This is a genomic window from Variovorax sp. P5_A3 (assembly GCF_056400665.1).
Map to the genome: position 1 here is coordinate 203,232 of NZ_JBFUKW010000008.1, position 15,327 is coordinate 218,558.

Genomic DNA, 15,327 nt, shown 5'->3' on the forward strand with positions numbered 1-15,327 from the left:
TGCCTCGTCACTGCGTGATGGGCCTGGAGCCATCCGCAGGCAGGACGATCGTCGAATTGCCGTCGGGCGAGGTGATCGTGGTCGAGTCGCTTCGGGGGAGCGGTGCGTTGTCCGGAATGACGACTGTTGCGCGGTCGCCGGGCGAGGAGACATCGATCGTGGGGGCGACCCCGCCACCCTGGGCCTGATCCATGGCTCTTCCCGCATCGCGTATGCAGGCGTCGCGTGCCGGGCGGGGCAGGTTGCCGCTGTTGCAGTACGCCACCGCCCGGTTGTAGCGCTGCGTCGCTACGTCGGGGTCGTACTGGGCCAGCGCAGGCATGCTGGCCGTCAGGGCGGCGCAAGAGATTGCGGCATGCACAGGGAAACGGGTCATGGTGCTGCTCCTCGCGATACTAGATATAGCGCGCCACGGACATGCTAAGAGCCAAGCGTGATCGCCACAAGTCCGGCTCGCCCTAGCGGTAGATGACCGCGCGTCGATAGCCGCGGCGCGCAACGCCCGCATAGGACAGGGGCGTCAGCGGCATGCCGATGACGTCGATGAAGACCGACACTTCGGCCGCCTTGGCGGGGACCTTGCCCTCCAGCACCCGGATTGTGTAGGACAGCGTGTCGCCCTTCAGCACGGGCGACTGCAGCACCGCCACGACCTGGTGCAGCGAATTGCCCTCGACCATCGAGATGTCCGCATTGGGCGGATCCGAGAGAAAACTGTCCTTGCCCTTGCTCCAGAACGGCACGAAGGCAGCCGTCTGCATGTTGCCGGCAATCCGTTCCGGACGGTCGGTAAAGAACACGGTGACAGGGCTGACACCCTTCAGCGTCAACAGTCCGACGGCCTTGTCGTAGGTCATGCCCTTGGCCGTCTGAACGAACAGGAAGTCGGCCTGCTTCACGCCGTCGGCGGCTTGCGCCAGGGCGGACCTCAGCGTGGATGCCGAAGCGAGCAAGGACGCGGAAGTCACGATGCTGCGGCGAGTCGTCATGAGAAGCCCCTGTTGTGTTGCGCATTGTTGCATTCGTCCGTGAATTGTGGGCGGGCCTGCCGAGCAAGACAACTGGTTGCCGGCGCCCAAAGGTCGAGTTCGTCCCGCCGCTGTCACAAAATGGCGGTGCCGAACGTCTTGGCACTGATGAACGACCCCACCGACACCTTCACACGCCTTCGCCCTCGGCTGCAGGGCATCGCCTATCGCATGCTCGGCTCGACGGCCGAGGCCGAGGAAGTCGTGCAGGACGCCTGGCTGCGCTGGCACGAGGCGGAGCGGGAGCGCCTCGACAGCACCGAGGCATGGCTGGTCGCCGTCACCACGCGACTGGCCATCGACAGGCTTCGCTCCGCGAAAGTCCAGCGCGAGCACTACATCGGCACCTGGCTGCCCGAGCCCTTGCTCTCCGAATCTCCGACCACCCCGGAACAGATGCTGGAGCGCGCCGATGACGTATCGATCGCTTTCCTGGCCGTGCTGGAGCGGCTGGCGCCCGAGGCCCGCGCCGCCTACCTGCTGCGCGAAGTCTTCGACACCGACTATGGCGAGGTGGCCGCAACCCTCGGCAAGAGCGAGAGCGCCTGCAGGCAGCTCGTCCACCGAGCCAAGGAACAACTGAAGGACCAGCGGCCACGCCACGCCGTCCCGCGCGACAAGCAGCTTCGCTTGCTGCAGGGATTCGCCGATGCCGCGACACGTGGCGAGTTCGCCGCGCTGAAGGCGATGCTGGCCGACGACGCACAACTCATCGGCGATGGCGGCGGCAAGGTGCCCAGCTTCGGCGTGCCTTTGCTCGGCGGCCAGCGCATCGCGCAGCTCTATCTCGCGGCCAACCTGCGGCACGGCGACGCGGTGCGCTTCGAGGTCGTGATGCTCAACGGCGAGTGGGGCCTGCTGCGCTTCATCAACGGCGAGCTGGAGTCCGCCCAGGCCATCGAAACCGACGGCGAGCGGATCGTGCGCATCCATGCGCAGCGCAATCCGGACAAGCTGGCGCGTATCGTCGCGGCGCTTGGCCTCGGGGCTGGCGGCACCCCTCAGCTGCGCTAGAGATATTTCTTGTCATCCCGTCACATCGGGGCGCTGCGGCACGTCTTTCAGGTGTGGATGGCTGCAATGTGGCGCCGTCCTCGATCTCCCAACGAACCGAAGGACTGACATGAAGGTTGTGATCATCGGAGGCAGCGGCCTCATCGGGAAGAAACTGTCGGCACTGCTGCGGCAAGCCGGTCATACCGTGTCGACGGCATCACCCTCGTCGGGCGTCAATGCCGTGACGGGCGACGGGTTGGATCTGGCGCTGGCAGGGGCGCAGGTCGTGGTGGACGTCACGAACTCCCCTTCGTTCGAAGACGAGGCGGTGATGCAGTTCTTCCAGGCCTCGACCCGGAATTTGCTGGCTGCCAGCGCCAAGGCAGGCGTGCTTCATTTCGTGGCGGTGTCGGTCGTCGGTGCGGATCGACTTCCGGCCAGCGGCTACCTGCGCGCCAAAGTGGCCCAGGAGTCGCTGATCGAAAGCGGGAAGGTGCCGTACACCATCGTGCGCGCAACGCAGTTCTTCGAGTTCCTGATGCCCATCGCTCACGCGAACACCAGCGGGCAGACCGTGCGGGTGCCGTCCGCGAAGCTGCAACCGATTGCGGCGTCCGACGTGGCCGCGGCGCTCGCCGAAGTCGTGAATCGCGAGCCCCTGAACGGGACGCTGGAAATCGCCGGCCCTCAAGCCGTCCCGCTCGACGACCTGATCCGGCAGGTCGTGAAGGCCGAACGGGACGCCCGGGATGTCGTCACGGATGCCGACGCCACCTACTTCGGAACACCGCTGGACGACGACTCGCTGACCCCCGGCGGCAAGCCGTGGATCGGCGCGACCTCGCTCGCTACCTGGCTGGCGACGGAACCCGCCATGCGCTGAGCGCGAACGCGCCTCTCAGCCAGAGAAGGTCACGACCCCGTTCGACAGGTCGTACATCGAAGCGACGATCTTGATCTGCCCCTTCTTTTCGAGGTCGGCGAGGATGGGGCTGCCGCTGCGCAGGGTGTCGATCGTCAGTTGCACGTTGGAGCGCGCCACCGCATCGACGAAGGCGGGGTTGCTGCCGGTCCGTTCGCCTGCATAGGTGGTCGCGGCGATGGCCGGCTTGATCGTGTCGAGCAACCCGGTCAGGTTGCCGAGCTGCACGTTGTCGATCGCGCCACGAACGGCGCCGCAGGCGGTGTGGCCCATCACGAGCACGACCTTGGCACCGGCGGCCGCGCAGGCGAACTCGAGGCTGCCCATCAGGTCCTTGTTGGCGATATTGCCGGCGACGCGCGCGTTGAAGGTGTCGCCGATCCCCATGTCGAGCAGGATTTCGGCGGGCGCGCGCGAGTCGATGCAGCTCAGGATCACCGCGGCGGGATACTGGCCCGAGGCGCTCGAACGCTTCTGCGCGAGGTAGTCATGCGTCTGCAGTTTGCCGGCCCGGAAACGCTTGTTTCCCTTCTTCATCATCTCGATGACCTGATCGGGCGTCAGCGCATCGCGCTGGGCCTTGGTCAGCGATGCCGCCTGTGCATCCTCGGTCCGCAGGCCGATGCCGGCCATCAGCACCGCGGCGCCGGCACAGCCGCCGGCCTTCTTCAGCCATGCGCGCCGGCCGCCGGCGGTTGCGTTGTTGTCTGCCTCGCAGCAGCGATCTGTCGATGTCATGAAAGGTCCTTCTCGATTACCAACCGAACTGTTGCTGCCGTCCGCCGTGGATGTTGCCTGCGATACCCCCCGCGATGCCGCCGATGGCTGCACCCGTCCAGGCGTCGCCACCCGCGATCGCCGCGATGCCGGCGCCGCCCGCGGCACCCATGGCTGCGCCGCTCATCGTGCCCTGCTGCCTCGGCGTCATGTCCGTGCAGCCCGCGGCGAGCGCGACGGCCGCGACCACCATGGCCAGTTTGATGTGCTTCATTTCGGAACTCCTTATTTACTCTTCTGCAGGCCGGGCACGGCCATCTCGAACCAGATGATGTCCAGCACCGGATGCCGCATCTTGGTCGGGTTGGCCGCATACCAGCGGTCGACGCCCTCGCGCACGCTGTCGAGCGTCTGGCCCTCCATGCCCTTGGCGAGGCGCGGCAGGAAGCTCTGCGCGTCCGAGGGCGGATTGCCTGCGTGATAGGCACTCTGGACCTGGACCATGTTGGCCAGGCCGACGAGGTACGCCTTCTTGACGGCTTCGCTCGAGGTGCTCCATTGCTCACCCGTCACGATGGGGATCTCGCCCGCCTGCGCCGGGATCGACAGCAGGCCCAGCGACAGGCACGTTGCGGCCAGTGCTGCGCGCGCTCGCGTGTTCGATTTCATGCGTTCTCCGTTCGTATCGATGTGATGGAGCCCATCAGCTCTTGGGCGCCGGCACCGGCGTCTCGGTGCGACGGATCTTGCCGCCGCCTTGCACGCTACCCCGGACCTCGGTGTTGCCAGTGCCGAGGACGCGCTGCTCGCAAGCGGCGCGGGCGCTCTCCGGCTGGCGCTGGCAGCGCTTGAGTGCGTTCTGGTCATAGCCGCCCGTGCTGGTCAAGGTCCCTTGCCGCTGGGCTTCCTGCGCTGCCGCGGCTTCGCGGAAGCAGGCTGTGCGGTCGACACGGGGATCGTTGCACTTCGTGGTCGCGGCCGTCGTGTCGGGTTGCGCGGCGAGTGCGCTTCCGGCGCAGGCCCATGCGCCAAGCGCGAGCACCGCGGTCAGGATCGGGCGAGACAATGCGTTCATCGAGACCTCCAGGTTCAAGGGCCAAACAGGTTGGGAAAACTATCGGCCGCGACGGCGAGCGTGCGCGGCGTACGCACGAGTGTTCTCCTTGGAATTTTGTTTGTCCATGCATCTCACAGATATGCGTCATCCGTCATCCGCATAGTGATTGCCCGGAACGTCAAAGGCGCGCGAGATCCGACCCTGCGCGGCCGAACCGTGCGCGGTCGCAGACCGTGGATCAGACGCCCAGGAGTTCCTCGAGCACCGCCGGCGAAGCCAACAGCTCCGACGACGCGCCATGCCGCACGATGCGGCCTTTCTCCATCACGACGGCCTGGTCGGTGTGCCCGAGCACCTTGCGCCAGTCACGATCGACGATCAGCGTCGCGATGCCGGTTGCGCGAATGTCGCTGATGACGCGCCAGATCTCGGCCACGATCAGCGGCGCCAGCCCTTCGGTGGCTTCGTCGAGGATCATCAGGCGCGGATTGGTCATCAGCGCGCGGCCGATGGAGAGCATCTGCTGCTCGCCGCCCGACAGTTGCTGTCCGCCGTTCGAGAGGCGTTCCGTGAGCCGCGGAAAGGTCGCCATCACGCGATCGAAGGTCCACTCGCGCTTGCCGTCGATGCCGGCGCGCGCGCTCATCACGAGGTTCTCGCGCACCGAGAGATTGGGGAAGATCCCGCGGCCTTCGGGCACATAGCCGATGCCCCGGCGCGCCATCTTTTCGGGCACCCAGCCGGTGACCTCCTGCGCATCGAGCCGCACGTGCCCGGACGCGGGACGCACGTAGCCCATCAGCGATCGGATCAGCGTCGTCTTGCCCATGCCGTTGCGGCCGAGCAGGCCGACCGACGTGGCAGCGGGAATCTCGACATCCACGCCCCGCAGGATGTGGCTGTCGCCGTAGTAGGTGTTGAGGCCTTGGATCTGGAGCATTTCAGTGATCCTCGCCGAGGTAAGCGGTGCGAACCTCGGGATTGGTGCGGATCGATGCCGGATCACCCGTCGCGATCACCGTGCCGTTGACCATCACGGTGATGCGGTCGGCGATGCGGAACACCGCATCCATGTCGTGCTCCACCAGCAGGATCGCGTGCGAGTCCTTGAGGCGAGTCAGCAGCGCCAGCATGCGTTCGGTCTCCTCCGCGCCCATGCCGGCCAGAGGTTCGTCGAGCAGCAGCACGCGCGGATTCGTCGCCAGGCACATCGCGACTTCGAGCTGGCGCTTGGCACCGTGGCTCAGCGTGCCCGCGATGCGATCGGCCACCGCTTCGAGCCCGGCCGCGGCGAGGGATTCGCGCGCGGCCGAATTGCTGTCGGCGCAGCGCTTGGACGATTGCCAGATGGCCCAGGGCCGTGGCGTCGCAGCCTGCGCCGCGAGGCGGCAGTTTTCGAGCACCGTGAATTCCGGAAAGATCGTGGTGCGCTGGTAGCTCCGCCCCACGCCGGCCAGCGCACGGCGGAACTGCGCGCGCTTCGTGATGTCTTCGCCGTCGAGCGAGATGCGCCCGTCGGAGGCGCTGATCTCGCCAGAGAGCATGTTGATCAGCGTGGACTTGCCCGCGCCGTTGGTGCCGATCACCGCGTGCACCTCGCCGCGGCGCAGGTCCAGGCTCACCGCGTTGACGGCGACGAGCCCGCCGAAGCGGCGCGTCAGCGTGTTGACTGCCAATAGCGTGCTCATGCCGCGCCCTTTGGCGACACGCGGGCCGCAATGCCGATGATCCCCTTGGGCAGCAGGGCGACGAAGGCGATGATCGCGAGGCCGAGCGTGAGCTGCCAGTGATCGGCCAGCGGGCCGACGATGGCCTGTGTCGACAACAGCTCCTTCAGCAGCGTGAACGCCACCGCGCCGATCACGGCGCCGCGCAGGTGGCCGAGGCCGCCCAGGATGATCATCAGCAGCACTTCGCCGGAGTTGTGCCACGCCAGCAGCTCGGGGTTGACAACGCCGTCGCGCGACGCGACGAGAAATCCCGCGAGCCCCGCCAGCGCGCCGGCGATCACGAAGGCTGCAAGCTTGTAGCCGTAGACCGGAAAGCCGGCCGCGCGCATGCGCTGCTCGTTGACGCGAATGCCCGCCAGCGCGGCGCCGAAGCGCGAGCGCCGGATCAGCGCGAGAAGGCCGTAGGTCCCCGCGAGCGCGGCCAGCACGAAGTAGAACTGCACGTAGCGGTTCTCCATGTCGAGCGCACCGAGCGCAGGGCGGATGTACATGTAGATACCGTCGCTGCCGCCGCCGAGCGCAGTGTCGTGGAACACGAAGAAGGCCATCTGCGCGAAGGCCAGCGTCACCATGATGAAGTACACGCCGCGCGTGCGCAGGCTCAGTGCACCGACGAACAGCGCGTAGGCCGCCGCGGAGCCCATCGCCAGCGGCAGCAGCAGGGCGATCGAGCCGCCTTCCTTGCCCGAGCCGAGCACCGTCGCGTAGGCGCCGATGCCGTAGAAGGCCGCATGGCCGAGGCTCACGAGGCCGGTCATGCCGACCAGCAATTCGAGGCTCAGCGCGAAGATCGAGAGGATCATCACCTTCACGATCAGGTCCGACATGTAGGGGCTCAGCATCGGGCCGAGCACGGCCAGCGCGAGGGCGCAGACGAGAGGAACAACTTGGGAGAAGCGCTGCATGTCAACGAATTCCATTCCAGGAACACCGCGGAGCCGGCTTTGCCGGGCCGCTGGTGTTGTCCCCTGCGAGGGGGGTGGCGGCCACACGAAGTGGGCAAGCCTGGGGGTGTGTCATAGTTTTCGGCCCATCAAGCCCTCGGGGCGCCAGATCAGCACGATGGCCATCAGGACATACACGCCCATGCCGCTCAACTCCGCGAAGAACACCTTGCCGAAGGTATCGACGAAGCCCACCAGCAGCGATGCCACCAGCGCACCGGTGATCGACCCGATGCCGCCGATCACCACCACCACGAAGCAAATGATCAGCACGCTCGCCCCCATGCCCGGATACACCGACGACATCGGCGCGGCGATCATCCCGGCCAGCGCCGCCAGCGCCACGCCGGCCGCGAACACGATGCGGTACAGCCGGCGGATGTCGATGCCCAGCCCGCGCACCATGTCGCGATTGCTCGCACCAGCGCGGATCATCATGCCCAGGCGCGTGCGGTTGACCACGTAGTACAGCCCGACCGCCAGCACCACGCACGCCGCCGAAGCGAAGAGCCGGTACCACGGATAGCTCATGAGATCGCCCAGCGCGAAGCTGCCTTCGAGCCAGGGCGGCGCCTTCACGCCGTGCACGTCGTTGCCGATCAGCAGCGAGCGCAGTTCCTCGAAGACCAGGATCAGCCCGTAGGTCATCAGCACCTGCTGCAGATGGTCCCGTTGATAGAGATAGCTGAAGAACGCCCACTCCAGCACATAGCCGAAGATGGCCGCGAGCACCACGCCCGCCACCAGCATCACGATGAACTGGTCACCGAACAGCGGCGACAGCGCGAACGCCATGTAGGCGCCCAGCATGTAGAAGCTCCCGTGGGCGAGATTGATCACCCCCATGATCCCGAAGATCAGCGTCAGCCCGGAAGCAACCAGGAACAGCAACAGCCCATACTGAACCGAGTTCAGGCACTGAACGAGAAAGGTACCGAAGTCCAAGGTGCAGCTCTAGGTTAATTCGTTGAGAGACGTCGGCGCCCCTTCGAAAAACACCGCGGAACCGGCTCCGCCGGGCCGCAGGTGTTGCCCCCGGCAGGGGGTTGGCGAAGCGACACGAAGTGCGCGAAGCCTGGGGGCGAGCTACATCTTGCAGCCGCGGGCCGGGTCAGCCAGGTTCTTGACTGCGATGTTCACCACCTTGTTCTCGTTGCCTTCGACCTTGCGCAGATAGATGTCCTGCACCGGGTTGTGCGCCTTGTTCATCGTGAAGGTGCCGCGCGGACTGTCGATCTTCGCCTTCTCGATCGCGGCGGCGAACTCGGCCTTCTTCGAGATGTCGCCCTTCACGGCGGTGAGGCCGACGGCAAGCATCTGCGCCGCGTCATAGCCTTGCACCGCATACACATCGGGCTGCAGCTTGAAGGACTTGGCATAGGCGGTGCGGAAGCTGGTGTCGCGCGGCGTATTCAGGCCATCGGCATAGTGCAGCGTGGTCTGCATGCCTTGTGCGGCGTCCCCTTGCGCTTCGAGCGTGCCGTCTGTCAGGAATCCCGGGCCAACCAGCGGGATGGTCTTGTTGAGACCCGCCGCCGCGTAGTCCTTGACGAACTTGACCGCGCCGCCGCCGGCGAAGAAGGCATAGACCACATCGGGCTTGGCCGCCGCGATCTCGGTCAGCAGGGCCTGGAACTCGACGTTCGGGAAGGGCACGGTGAGCTGCTTCTCGACCTTTCCGCCGGCTTTTTCGAAGCCTTCCTTGAAGCCCCCCACCGACTCGTCGCCGGCCGCGTACTTCCAGGTGATGGTCATGGCCTTTTTCTTGCCCTGCTTGCCGGCGACTTCGCCCATCGCATAGGCCGGCTGCCAGTTCGAGAACGAGCTGCGGAAGATGTTCTGCGCGCACATCGGCCCGGTCACGGCGTCGGCGCCGGCGTTGGGCACGATCAGCACGGTGCCGCTTTCCTTGGCCGCCTTGGCCATCGCCATCGCCACGCCGGAGTGCACAGTGCCGATGATCACGTCGACGTTGTCGCGCTTGATGAGCTTGTTGACGTTGTCCGTCGCCTTGGCCGGATCGGATTCATCGTCGACCTTCACGAATTCGATCTCGCGGCCGCCGAGCTTGCCGCCCTGTTCCTCGATGCGCAGCTTGAAGCCGTTCTCGATGGCCACGCCGAGTGCCGCGTACGTGCCGCTGTACGGAAGCATCATGCCCACCTTCAGCTTGCCCGTTTGGGCATGTCCCAGCGTGGCGATGGTGGCCAGCGCCAGGGCTGTCAGCGTGGTGCGTGCGATGCGGATGCTCATGGAGGAACTCCTTGCGTTGAAAAATCAGGTGGTTGCGGCCGGGGCCGGTTCGAAAATCCAGGGACACCTCGCCCAATACCTGAGGCGTCAATACTTTACAGGTAAACTATTTATCTCTCAATTAAGAGTTTTCCCTGACAGCTCGTTCAGGAACGAGACGGTCGCAACTATCGCCGTTTCGGGCTGGTCGCGGTGCGGGGAATGCCCGCAGTCCGGGATCTCCACCAGCCGCGTTTGCGGCACCCGCTCGGCGATGCCGCGAATCTGCCGGAGCGTGCCGTACTCGTCGTCGATTCCCTGGATAGCAAGAACCGGGCAACGGATGGTGCCCAGCTCCGCCTCGATGTTCCATTGGCGGAAGGGCGGGTGCAGCCAGATGCGATTCCAGCCCCAGAAGGCGGAATCGACGTCGTCGTGGTAGCGGCCGAGCTTCTGCGGCAGGTCCGTGTCGAGGTAGGCCTGGCGTGCCAGCTCGATGTTGGCGACCGTCACATCTTCCACCAGGATGTGCGGGGCCAGCACGACGAGGCCGGCCACTCTCTCCGGAAAACGCGCGGCGTACAGCAGCGAGATGGAGCCGCCGTCGCTGTGGCCGAAGAGCCAGGGCTTTTCTTCGAGGCCGATGGCCTCGAAGAAGGCCGGCAGCACCTCGTGCGCCTGGCGGTGCATGAAGTCCACATCCCAGACCTCGTCGGCGTCGCGCGGCGTCGAGCGGCCGTAGCCGGGCCGCGAGAACACCAGGCCGCGGAAGCCGCCGGCTTCGCACAGCCGCTCGGGGAAATCCTTCCACATCGCGATCGAGCCGAGCCCTTCGTGCAGGAAGACGAGCAGCGGCGCATCGGTGCGTTCCGGGGCGATGCGCACATATTCGATGCGCACGTCCTTTCCCCGCCAGCGGATGGCGGCAAATTCGGAGCCGGTCGTCACGCCTTCTGCTCCCGCTCGCGAAGGCGGAAGCGCTGGATCTTTCCGGTGGCGGTCTTCGGCAGTTCGTCTACGAACTCGATGAAGCGCGGGTACTTGTACGGCGCGAGACGTTCCTTGACGAAAGCCTTCAGCTCATCTTCGCCGACCGACTGGCCGTCCTTGCGCACCACGTAGGCCTTGGTCTTGGTCAGCCCGTCCGCGTCTTCCTTGCCGATCACCGCCGCCTCCAGCACCGCCGGGTGCTGCATCAGCGTGGCCTCGACCTCGAAGGGCGAGACGTAGATGCCGCTGACCTTCAGCATGTCGTCGCTGCGTCCCGCGTAGGTGTAGTACCCGTCGGCATCGCGCGAGTACTTGTCGCCGCTCTTGGTCCAGCCGTCGCGGAAGGTGTCGGCGCTCTTCTCGGGATTGGCCCAATACATCAGCGCGCTGCTCGGGCCCTTGATGTAGAGGTCGCCCACTTCGCCGACGGCGACGGGTTTGCCGTCCTCGCCGCGCAATTCGATCTCGTAGCCTTCGACCGGCTTGCCGGTGGTGCCATAGCGGATGTCGCCGGGCCGGTTGGAGATGAAGATGTGCAGCATCTCCGTCGAGCCGATACCGTCGACGATCTCGCAGCCGAAGTGCTGCTTGAAGCGCTGGGCGATCTCGCCCGGCAGCGCCTCGCCGGCCGACGAGCACATGCGCAGCGCGACGGCTTCGCGCGCGGGCAGGCCGGGGGAGGCGAGCATGCCGGCGAAGCCTGTCGGGGCGCCGAAGAAGACCGTGGGCTTGCGCGCGCCCGTCCAGCGCTTGAAAGTGGCGTCGGGCGTCGGGCGCTCGGCCATCAGCAGGACGGTGGCGCCGACCGAGAGCGGAAAGGTCAGCGCGTTGCCCAGCCCGTAGGCGAAGTACATCTTGGCGGCGGAGAAGCAGATGTCGTCTTCCGTCAGGCCGAGCACCGGCTTGCCGTAGAGCTCCGCCGTCCACCACGGATTGGCGTGCGTGTGCACCGTGCCCTTGGGCTTGCCTGTCGAACCGGAGGAATAGAGCCAGAAGGCATGGTCCTGCGGCGCGGTGGGCGCCGGCGCGGCCAGCGGCTCGCTCGCCGCGATGGCAGAGTCGAGGTTGCGCGCGCCGTCGGGCAGTGGCCCGGTGGGTTGCGAGACGAACAGCGCGCGAACCGCGTTCGGCCCCTTCGACATCGCCTCCTGCAGCACCGGCAGCAGCGCGCCGGAAACCAGCGCCGCCGTCGCGCCGCTGTGGCTCAGCATGTAGGCGTAGTCGTCCGCGGTGAGCAGCGTGTTGACCGCCACCGGGACCACGCCGGCATAGAGGCTGCCGAGAAAGCTCACCGGCCAGTCGCTGCCATCGAGCATCAGCAGCAGCACGCGGTCCTCGCGTCGCACGCCCTCGGCGAGCAGTGCGGCGGCGAGGCGGCGCGAGCGGTTTTCGAGCTCGCCGTAGCCGAGCGCACCGCGGTCGTCGACGTAGGCGGTCTTCTGGGCGCGGCCGCGGTTGAGCGCGAACAGGTGCTCCGCGAAGTTGAAGGGGTTCGGCAAGCTCATCGTATGTCTCCTCGGGTCCGTCGCGAAAGTGGGCACGGGCTACTGCAGCCCGAGCTGCGCCAGCACGCCGGGGCTGGCCTGCACCGCACTGCGGCGGTGATAGAAATCCAGCGCGCGCAGGCCACCCAGTTCGGCACCGCCGCCCGCGCGGCCGGGTCCGCCGTGCAGTGACATCGGCATCACGTTGCCGTGGCCGGTCTGGGCCTGGGCGACGTCGGGCGTGATCACGTGGACGCGCCCATGGCTGGATGCAAGCTGCACCGACACCAGGCCGAGCGCGACTTCGTCGGCCCCGTAGAGCGATGTCACCAGCGAACCCTGCCCGCGATGCGCGAGCGCCATCGCATGATCGAGGTCACGGTAGGGCAGCAGCGTGGCGACCGGGCCGAAGACCTCGACGTCGTGCACGCGGTCGGCCGCGTCGGCATCGCGTGCGCCCAGCAGCACCGGGCCGATGCAGGCGGCGACGGCCGGGTCGGCATCGACCAGCGGCTTCGCGCTGCCGTCATGCAGCACGTCGGCTTGGGTCTTGAGCGATTCGAGTCCTTCGCGCACCGCGCCGAGTTGCGCCCGGCTCACCAGCGAGCCCATGCGCACCGTCTCGTTGCGCGGATTGCCGACCGTGATGCCGGCCAGCTTGGCGCCGATCGCCTCGGCCGCCGCGTCGTAGACCGAGGCGGGGACCAGGATGCGGCGGATCGCCGTGCATTTCTGGCCAGACTTCACCGTCATTTCACGGACGACTTCGCGCACCAGCAGGTTGAAGGCGTCCGAGCCCGGCGCGCCATCGGGCAGCAGGAGTGCGGAGTTCAGGCTGTCGGCCTCGATGTTCACCCGCACGGAGCGCTGCGCCACGGCAGCGTGCGAGCGGATCACCGCCCCCGTCCCGGCCGAGCCGGTGAAGGAGACCACGTCGAAGGGTTCGAGCTGGTCCATCAGCCCATTGGAGCTGCCGCAGATCACCGACAGCGCGCCGGCGGGCAGCACGCCTGCCTCGACCACGTCGCGCACCATCCGCTGCGTGAGCCAGGCGGTCGAGGTCGCGGGCTTCACGATGACAGGCACGCCGGAAAGCAGGGCAGGCGCCGCCTTTTCCCACAGGCCCCAGGACGGAAAGTTGAAAGCGTTGATGAACAGCGCGACGCCGCGCGTCGGCACCTGCAGGTGCTGCGACATGTACACCGGCTCCTTGCCGAGCTTCACCGCATCGCCGTCGCGCAGCGCGCGCACGTCGCCGAGCGCATCGCCCCACTTCGCGTACTGGCCGATCGTGAAGATCGCGCCGTCGATATCGACGGCCGAGTCGTTCTTCACGGTGCCGGAGTTCGCGGTGGCGATCTCGTAATAGCTGTCGCGATTCGCCTGCAGCACCTTGACGATGGCCCCCAGCAGGCCCGCGCGCTGGCGGTAGGTGAGGGCGCGCAGCGCCGCACCACCCGTTTCACGTGCGAAGCGGAAGGCTTCCGGCAGATCGAGCCCGGTCGCATCGACACGGGCCAGCTCGGTGCCCAGCACCGGGTCGAACAGCGGCGTCCCGCCGCCGCTGCCGGCCTGCCATTGGCCGGCGACGTAGTTGGAGAGAAGTTCGGTCATTTGGTGAACTGGATTTGCCCCTCGGGGAGCAGATAGAGAACCAAGGCGCGGCCTTGCGCGACAGTGGGGTGATGGGCGCTGCCCGGCGGGTAGACGCACCAGCCCGCCGGCCGGCCGTCGAAGGTGGCGTCGCCTTCCAGCGGCATGATCAGATCGATCTCGCCATTCGGATGCGTGTGGTGCGGCCCGGCGATATCGCGCATGTCGACCACGTCGACCGAGAAGCGGTTCAAAGCGTCCTCGGCCTTGAACACCCGCCCATAGCGGATGCCGCCACCTTCACGTTCGCAGAGCCAGCCCTCCGCCACGCCGTCGATGCAGGCGTGCTTCAGGTTGTCGAAGGTGGGGCTGCCGGCGCCGTGCTGTGAATTGAGCCAGCGGTCGAGTTCTTCATCGAGCGGTCGACCGGCGATCTGCGTCGCGACATCGGCGACGAGCTGATGGAAGGCTTGCTTGGACATGGCGATTTCTTCGTTGCGTGGGGAACAAACTTGCGGCAATCGGCTGTGTGCAGTATCTTGCCTGTGTACGAACCATAAGCATGCAGTCAAATGGTGTCAAGCAATATAGTGCATGAGACCGTGTTTACCCTGACGAACCCATCGACGACAGCCAGAGACGCCCAATGAACGAGCGAGCCGACGACGCGGTATTGACCGTGCCCACCGACGCGACCATCCCGCCCGAGGAGGCCAAGAACCCTCTGCTTGTCGCGCTGGGGGAGCGCGTGCGCAACCTGCGCGCGCGCCGCGGCCTCACCCGCAAGGCGGTGGCGCAGGCGGCCAACGTGTCGGAGCGACACCTGGCCAACCTCGAATACGGCATCGGGAACGCCTCGATCCTGGTGCTGCAGCAGGTCTCGACTGCGCTTCAGTGCTCGCTGGCCGAGTTGGTGGGCGACGTCACCACCATTTCGCCCGAATGGCTGCTGATCCGCGAGCTGCTGGAGCACCGCGGCGAAGCCGACCTGCGACGCGCGCGCATCGCGTTGGGCGAACTGCTCGGTACTGCCGCGGGCGATCCGGCCCGGCAGCGTCGCATCGCGCTGATCGGTCTGCGCGGCGCCGGCAAGTCCACGCTGGGCCAGATGCTGGCGGACGATCTCGACGTGCCTTTCATCGAACTGAGCCGCGAGATCGAGAAGTTCGCCGGCTGCAGCGTGCGCGAGATCCACGACCTCTACGGCACCAACGCCTATCGTCGCTACGAGCGGCGCGCCCTCGAGGAGGCGGTGCAGATCTACAGCGAAGTGGTGATCGCCACGCCGGGCGGCATCGTCTCCGATCCGGCCACGTTCAACCAGCTGCTCGCCCACTGCACGACCGTCTGGCTCCAGGCCGCCCCGGAAGAACACATGGGCCGCGTCGCCGCGCAGGGCGACACCCGTCCGATGGCGGCCAGCAAGGAAGCCATGGACGACCTGCGCCGCATCCTGAGCGGTCGCGCCGCCTTCTATTCGAAGGCCGACCTCAGCGTGGACACCACCGGGCACGACCTGCCGGAAAGCTTCCAACTGCTGCGCACCGTGGTGCACGAGATGATGAGCCACGAAGGCTGACCCGGCCTTCCAAGGAGCTGTAAAAAATCCATTCCAGTGTTGACGCGCTTCAAAA

At 66.6% G+C, this 15,327-nt stretch carries 18 protein-coding genes; 3 read left to right on the forward strand and 15 right to left on the reverse strand.

Annotation, left to right across the window (positions count from 1 at the left end):
- Nucleotides 1–7: 7 nt before the first annotated feature.
- On the reverse strand, nt 8–376 hold the full coding sequence (locus tag AC1D3B_RS14560; protein WP_478191374.1) for a hypothetical protein: 369 nt from the start codon (nt 374–376) through the stop codon (nt 8–10).
- Nucleotides 377–458: 82 nt separating this feature from the next.
- Nucleotides 459–989 carry a hypothetical protein gene (locus AC1D3B_RS14565; RefSeq protein ID WP_478191375.1) on the reverse strand — a complete coding sequence of 177 codons (531 nt, stop codon included), beginning with the start codon at nt 987–989 and terminating at the stop codon, nt 459–461.
- Between the two features lie 147 nt (nt 990–1,136).
- On the opposite strand from AC1D3B_RS14565, the gene AC1D3B_RS14570 reads away from it, so the two are divergent.
- Together AC1D3B_RS14570 and AC1D3B_RS14575 are read left to right on the forward strand one after the other, a co-directional pair.
- Nucleotides 1,137–2,042 (forward strand): RNA polymerase sigma-70 factor, encoded by a 906-nt coding sequence (locus AC1D3B_RS14570; RefSeq protein ID WP_478191376.1) that lies wholly within the window; start codon nt 1,137–1,139, stop codon nt 2,040–2,042.
- A gap of 109 nt (nt 2,043–2,151) precedes the next feature.
- Nucleotides 2,152–2,907 carry an SDR family oxidoreductase gene (locus tag AC1D3B_RS14575; RefSeq protein WP_478191377.1) on the forward strand — a complete coding sequence of 252 codons (756 nt, stop codon included), beginning with the start codon at nt 2,152–2,154 and terminating at the stop codon, nt 2,905–2,907.
- A 15-nt stretch (nt 2,908–2,922) separates the two neighbouring features.
- Here AC1D3B_RS14575 and AC1D3B_RS14580 read toward each other — a convergent pair whose 3' ends face one another.
- The 13 genes from AC1D3B_RS14580 to AC1D3B_RS14640 form a co-directional block, all read right to left on the reverse strand.
- The gene (locus tag AC1D3B_RS14580) at nt 2,923–3,684 is read right to left on the reverse strand and encodes a carbonic anhydrase family protein (protein WP_478191378.1); all 762 of its coding nucleotides are present in this window, start codon (nt 3,682–3,684) and stop codon (nt 2,923–2,925) included.
- 16 nt (nt 3,685–3,700) lie between these two features.
- The gene (locus AC1D3B_RS14585; RefSeq protein WP_478191379.1) at nt 3,701–3,937 is read right to left on the reverse strand and encodes a hypothetical protein; all 237 of its coding nucleotides are present in this window, start codon (nt 3,935–3,937) and stop codon (nt 3,701–3,703) included.
- 11 nt (nt 3,938–3,948) lie between these two features.
- The gene (locus AC1D3B_RS14590; protein ID WP_478191380.1) at nt 3,949–4,332 is read right to left on the reverse strand and encodes a hypothetical protein; all 384 of its coding nucleotides are present in this window, start codon (nt 4,330–4,332) and stop codon (nt 3,949–3,951) included.
- Between the two features lie 34 nt (nt 4,333–4,366).
- Nucleotides 4,367–4,738 carry a hypothetical protein gene (locus AC1D3B_RS14595; RefSeq protein WP_478191381.1) on the reverse strand — a complete coding sequence of 124 codons (372 nt, stop codon included), beginning with the start codon at nt 4,736–4,738 and terminating at the stop codon, nt 4,367–4,369.
- Nucleotides 4,739–4,958: 220 nt separating this feature from the next.
- Nucleotides 4,959–5,660, reverse strand: coding sequence for an ABC transporter ATP-binding protein (locus tag AC1D3B_RS14600; protein ID WP_478191382.1), 702 nt, complete (start codon nt 5,658–5,660; stop codon nt 4,959–4,961).
- Nucleotide 5,661: 1 nt separating this feature from the next.
- Nucleotides 5,662–6,408, reverse strand: a complete 747-nt coding sequence (locus AC1D3B_RS14605; RefSeq protein ID WP_478191383.1) for an ABC transporter ATP-binding protein — start codon at nt 6,406–6,408, stop codon at nt 5,662–5,664.
- Nucleotides 6,405–7,355: a branched-chain amino acid ABC transporter permease gene (locus AC1D3B_RS14610; RefSeq protein ID WP_478191384.1), complete on the reverse strand. Its 951-nt coding sequence runs from the start codon at nt 7,353–7,355 to the stop codon at nt 6,405–6,407. The genes AC1D3B_RS14605 and AC1D3B_RS14610 overlap by 4 nt, the downstream gene beginning before the upstream one ends.
- 111 nt (nt 7,356–7,466) lie before the next feature.
- Nucleotides 7,467–8,339, reverse strand: coding sequence for a branched-chain amino acid ABC transporter permease (locus AC1D3B_RS14615; protein ID WP_478191385.1), 873 nt, complete (start codon nt 8,337–8,339; stop codon nt 7,467–7,469).
- Between the two features lie 141 nt (nt 8,340–8,480).
- Nucleotides 8,481–9,647 carry an ABC transporter substrate-binding protein gene (locus tag AC1D3B_RS14620; RefSeq protein ID WP_478191386.1) on the reverse strand — a complete coding sequence of 389 codons (1,167 nt, stop codon included), beginning with the start codon at nt 9,645–9,647 and terminating at the stop codon, nt 8,481–8,483.
- Between the two features lie 117 nt (nt 9,648–9,764).
- Entirely contained in the window at nt 9,765–10,574 is an 810-nt protein-coding gene (locus AC1D3B_RS14625; protein WP_478191387.1) for an alpha/beta fold hydrolase, read from the reverse strand.
- A complete protein-coding gene (locus AC1D3B_RS14630; RefSeq protein WP_478191388.1) occupies nt 10,571–12,121 on the reverse strand; it encodes a benzoate-CoA ligase family protein in 1,551 nt (516 codons plus the stop codon). Before AC1D3B_RS14630 ends, AC1D3B_RS14625 begins: the two co-directional genes overlap by 4 nt.
- Before the next feature lie 39 nt (nt 12,122–12,160).
- Nucleotides 12,161–13,714, reverse strand: a complete 1,554-nt coding sequence (locus AC1D3B_RS14635) for a 3,4-dehydroadipyl-CoA semialdehyde dehydrogenase (protein ID WP_478191389.1) — start codon at nt 13,712–13,714, stop codon at nt 12,161–12,163.
- Nucleotides 13,711–14,175: a 4-hydroxylaminobenzoate lyase gene (locus tag AC1D3B_RS14640; protein ID WP_478191390.1), complete on the reverse strand. Its 465-nt coding sequence runs from the start codon at nt 14,173–14,175 to the stop codon at nt 13,711–13,713. The genes AC1D3B_RS14635 and AC1D3B_RS14640 overlap by 4 nt, the downstream gene beginning before the upstream one ends.
- 164 nt (nt 14,176–14,339) lie before the next feature.
- Between AC1D3B_RS14640 and AC1D3B_RS14645 the strand changes: the two genes are divergently transcribed.
- Nucleotides 14,340–15,272 carry a helix-turn-helix transcriptional regulator gene (locus tag AC1D3B_RS14645; protein WP_478191391.1) on the forward strand — a complete coding sequence of 311 codons (933 nt, stop codon included), beginning with the start codon at nt 14,340–14,342 and terminating at the stop codon, nt 15,270–15,272.
- Nucleotides 15,273–15,327: the final 55 nt, after the last annotated feature.

What these genes read in the sequence shown, in the direction of transcription:
- AC1D3B_RS14560 (WP_478191374.1), bottom strand. Translation starts at nt 376, where the DNA reads ATGACCCGTTTCCCTGTGCATGCCGCAATCTCTTGCGCCGCCCTGACG.
- AC1D3B_RS14565 (WP_478191375.1), bottom strand. Translation starts at nt 989, where the DNA reads ATGACGACTCGCCGCAGCATCGTGACTTCCGCGTCCTTGCTCGCTTCG.
- AC1D3B_RS14570 (WP_478191376.1), top strand. Translation starts at nt 1,137, where the DNA reads ATGAACGACCCCACCGACACCTTCACACGCCTTCGCCCTCGGCTGCAG.
- AC1D3B_RS14575 (WP_478191377.1), top strand. Translation starts at nt 2,152, where the DNA reads ATGAAGGTTGTGATCATCGGAGGCAGCGGCCTCATCGGGAAGAAACTG.
- AC1D3B_RS14580 (WP_478191378.1), bottom strand. Translation starts at nt 3,684, where the DNA reads ATGACATCGACAGATCGCTGCTGCGAGGCAGACAACAACGCAACCGCC.
- AC1D3B_RS14585 (WP_478191379.1), bottom strand. Translation starts at nt 3,937, where the DNA reads ATGAAGCACATCAAACTGGCCATGGTGGTCGCGGCCGTCGCGCTCGCC.
- AC1D3B_RS14590 (WP_478191380.1), bottom strand. Translation starts at nt 4,332, where the DNA reads ATGAAATCGAACACGCGAGCGCGCGCAGCACTGGCCGCAACGTGCCTG.
- AC1D3B_RS14595 (WP_478191381.1), bottom strand. Translation starts at nt 4,738, where the DNA reads ATGAACGCATTGTCTCGCCCGATCCTGACCGCGGTGCTCGCGCTTGGC.
- AC1D3B_RS14600 (WP_478191382.1), bottom strand. Translation starts at nt 5,660, where the DNA reads ATGCTCCAGATCCAAGGCCTCAACACCTACTACGGCGACAGCCACATC.
- AC1D3B_RS14605 (WP_478191383.1), bottom strand. Translation starts at nt 6,408, where the DNA reads ATGAGCACGCTATTGGCAGTCAACACGCTGACGCGCCGCTTCGGCGGG.
- AC1D3B_RS14610 (WP_478191384.1), bottom strand. Translation starts at nt 7,355, where the DNA reads ATGCAGCGCTTCTCCCAAGTTGTTCCTCTCGTCTGCGCCCTCGCGCTG.
- AC1D3B_RS14620 (WP_478191386.1), bottom strand. Translation starts at nt 9,647, where the DNA reads ATGAGCATCCGCATCGCACGCACCACGCTGACAGCCCTGGCGCTGGCC.
- AC1D3B_RS14630 (WP_478191388.1), bottom strand. Translation starts at nt 12,121, where the DNA reads ATGAGCTTGCCGAACCCCTTCAACTTCGCGGAGCACCTGTTCGCGCTC.
- AC1D3B_RS14635 (WP_478191389.1), bottom strand. Translation starts at nt 13,714, where the DNA reads ATGACCGAACTTCTCTCCAACTACGTCGCCGGCCAATGGCAGGCCGGC.
- AC1D3B_RS14640 (WP_478191390.1), bottom strand. Translation starts at nt 14,175, where the DNA reads ATGTCCAAGCAAGCCTTCCATCAGCTCGTCGCCGATGTCGCGACGCAG.
- AC1D3B_RS14645 (WP_478191391.1), top strand. Translation starts at nt 14,340, where the DNA reads ATGAACGAGCGAGCCGACGACGCGGTATTGACCGTGCCCACCGACGCG.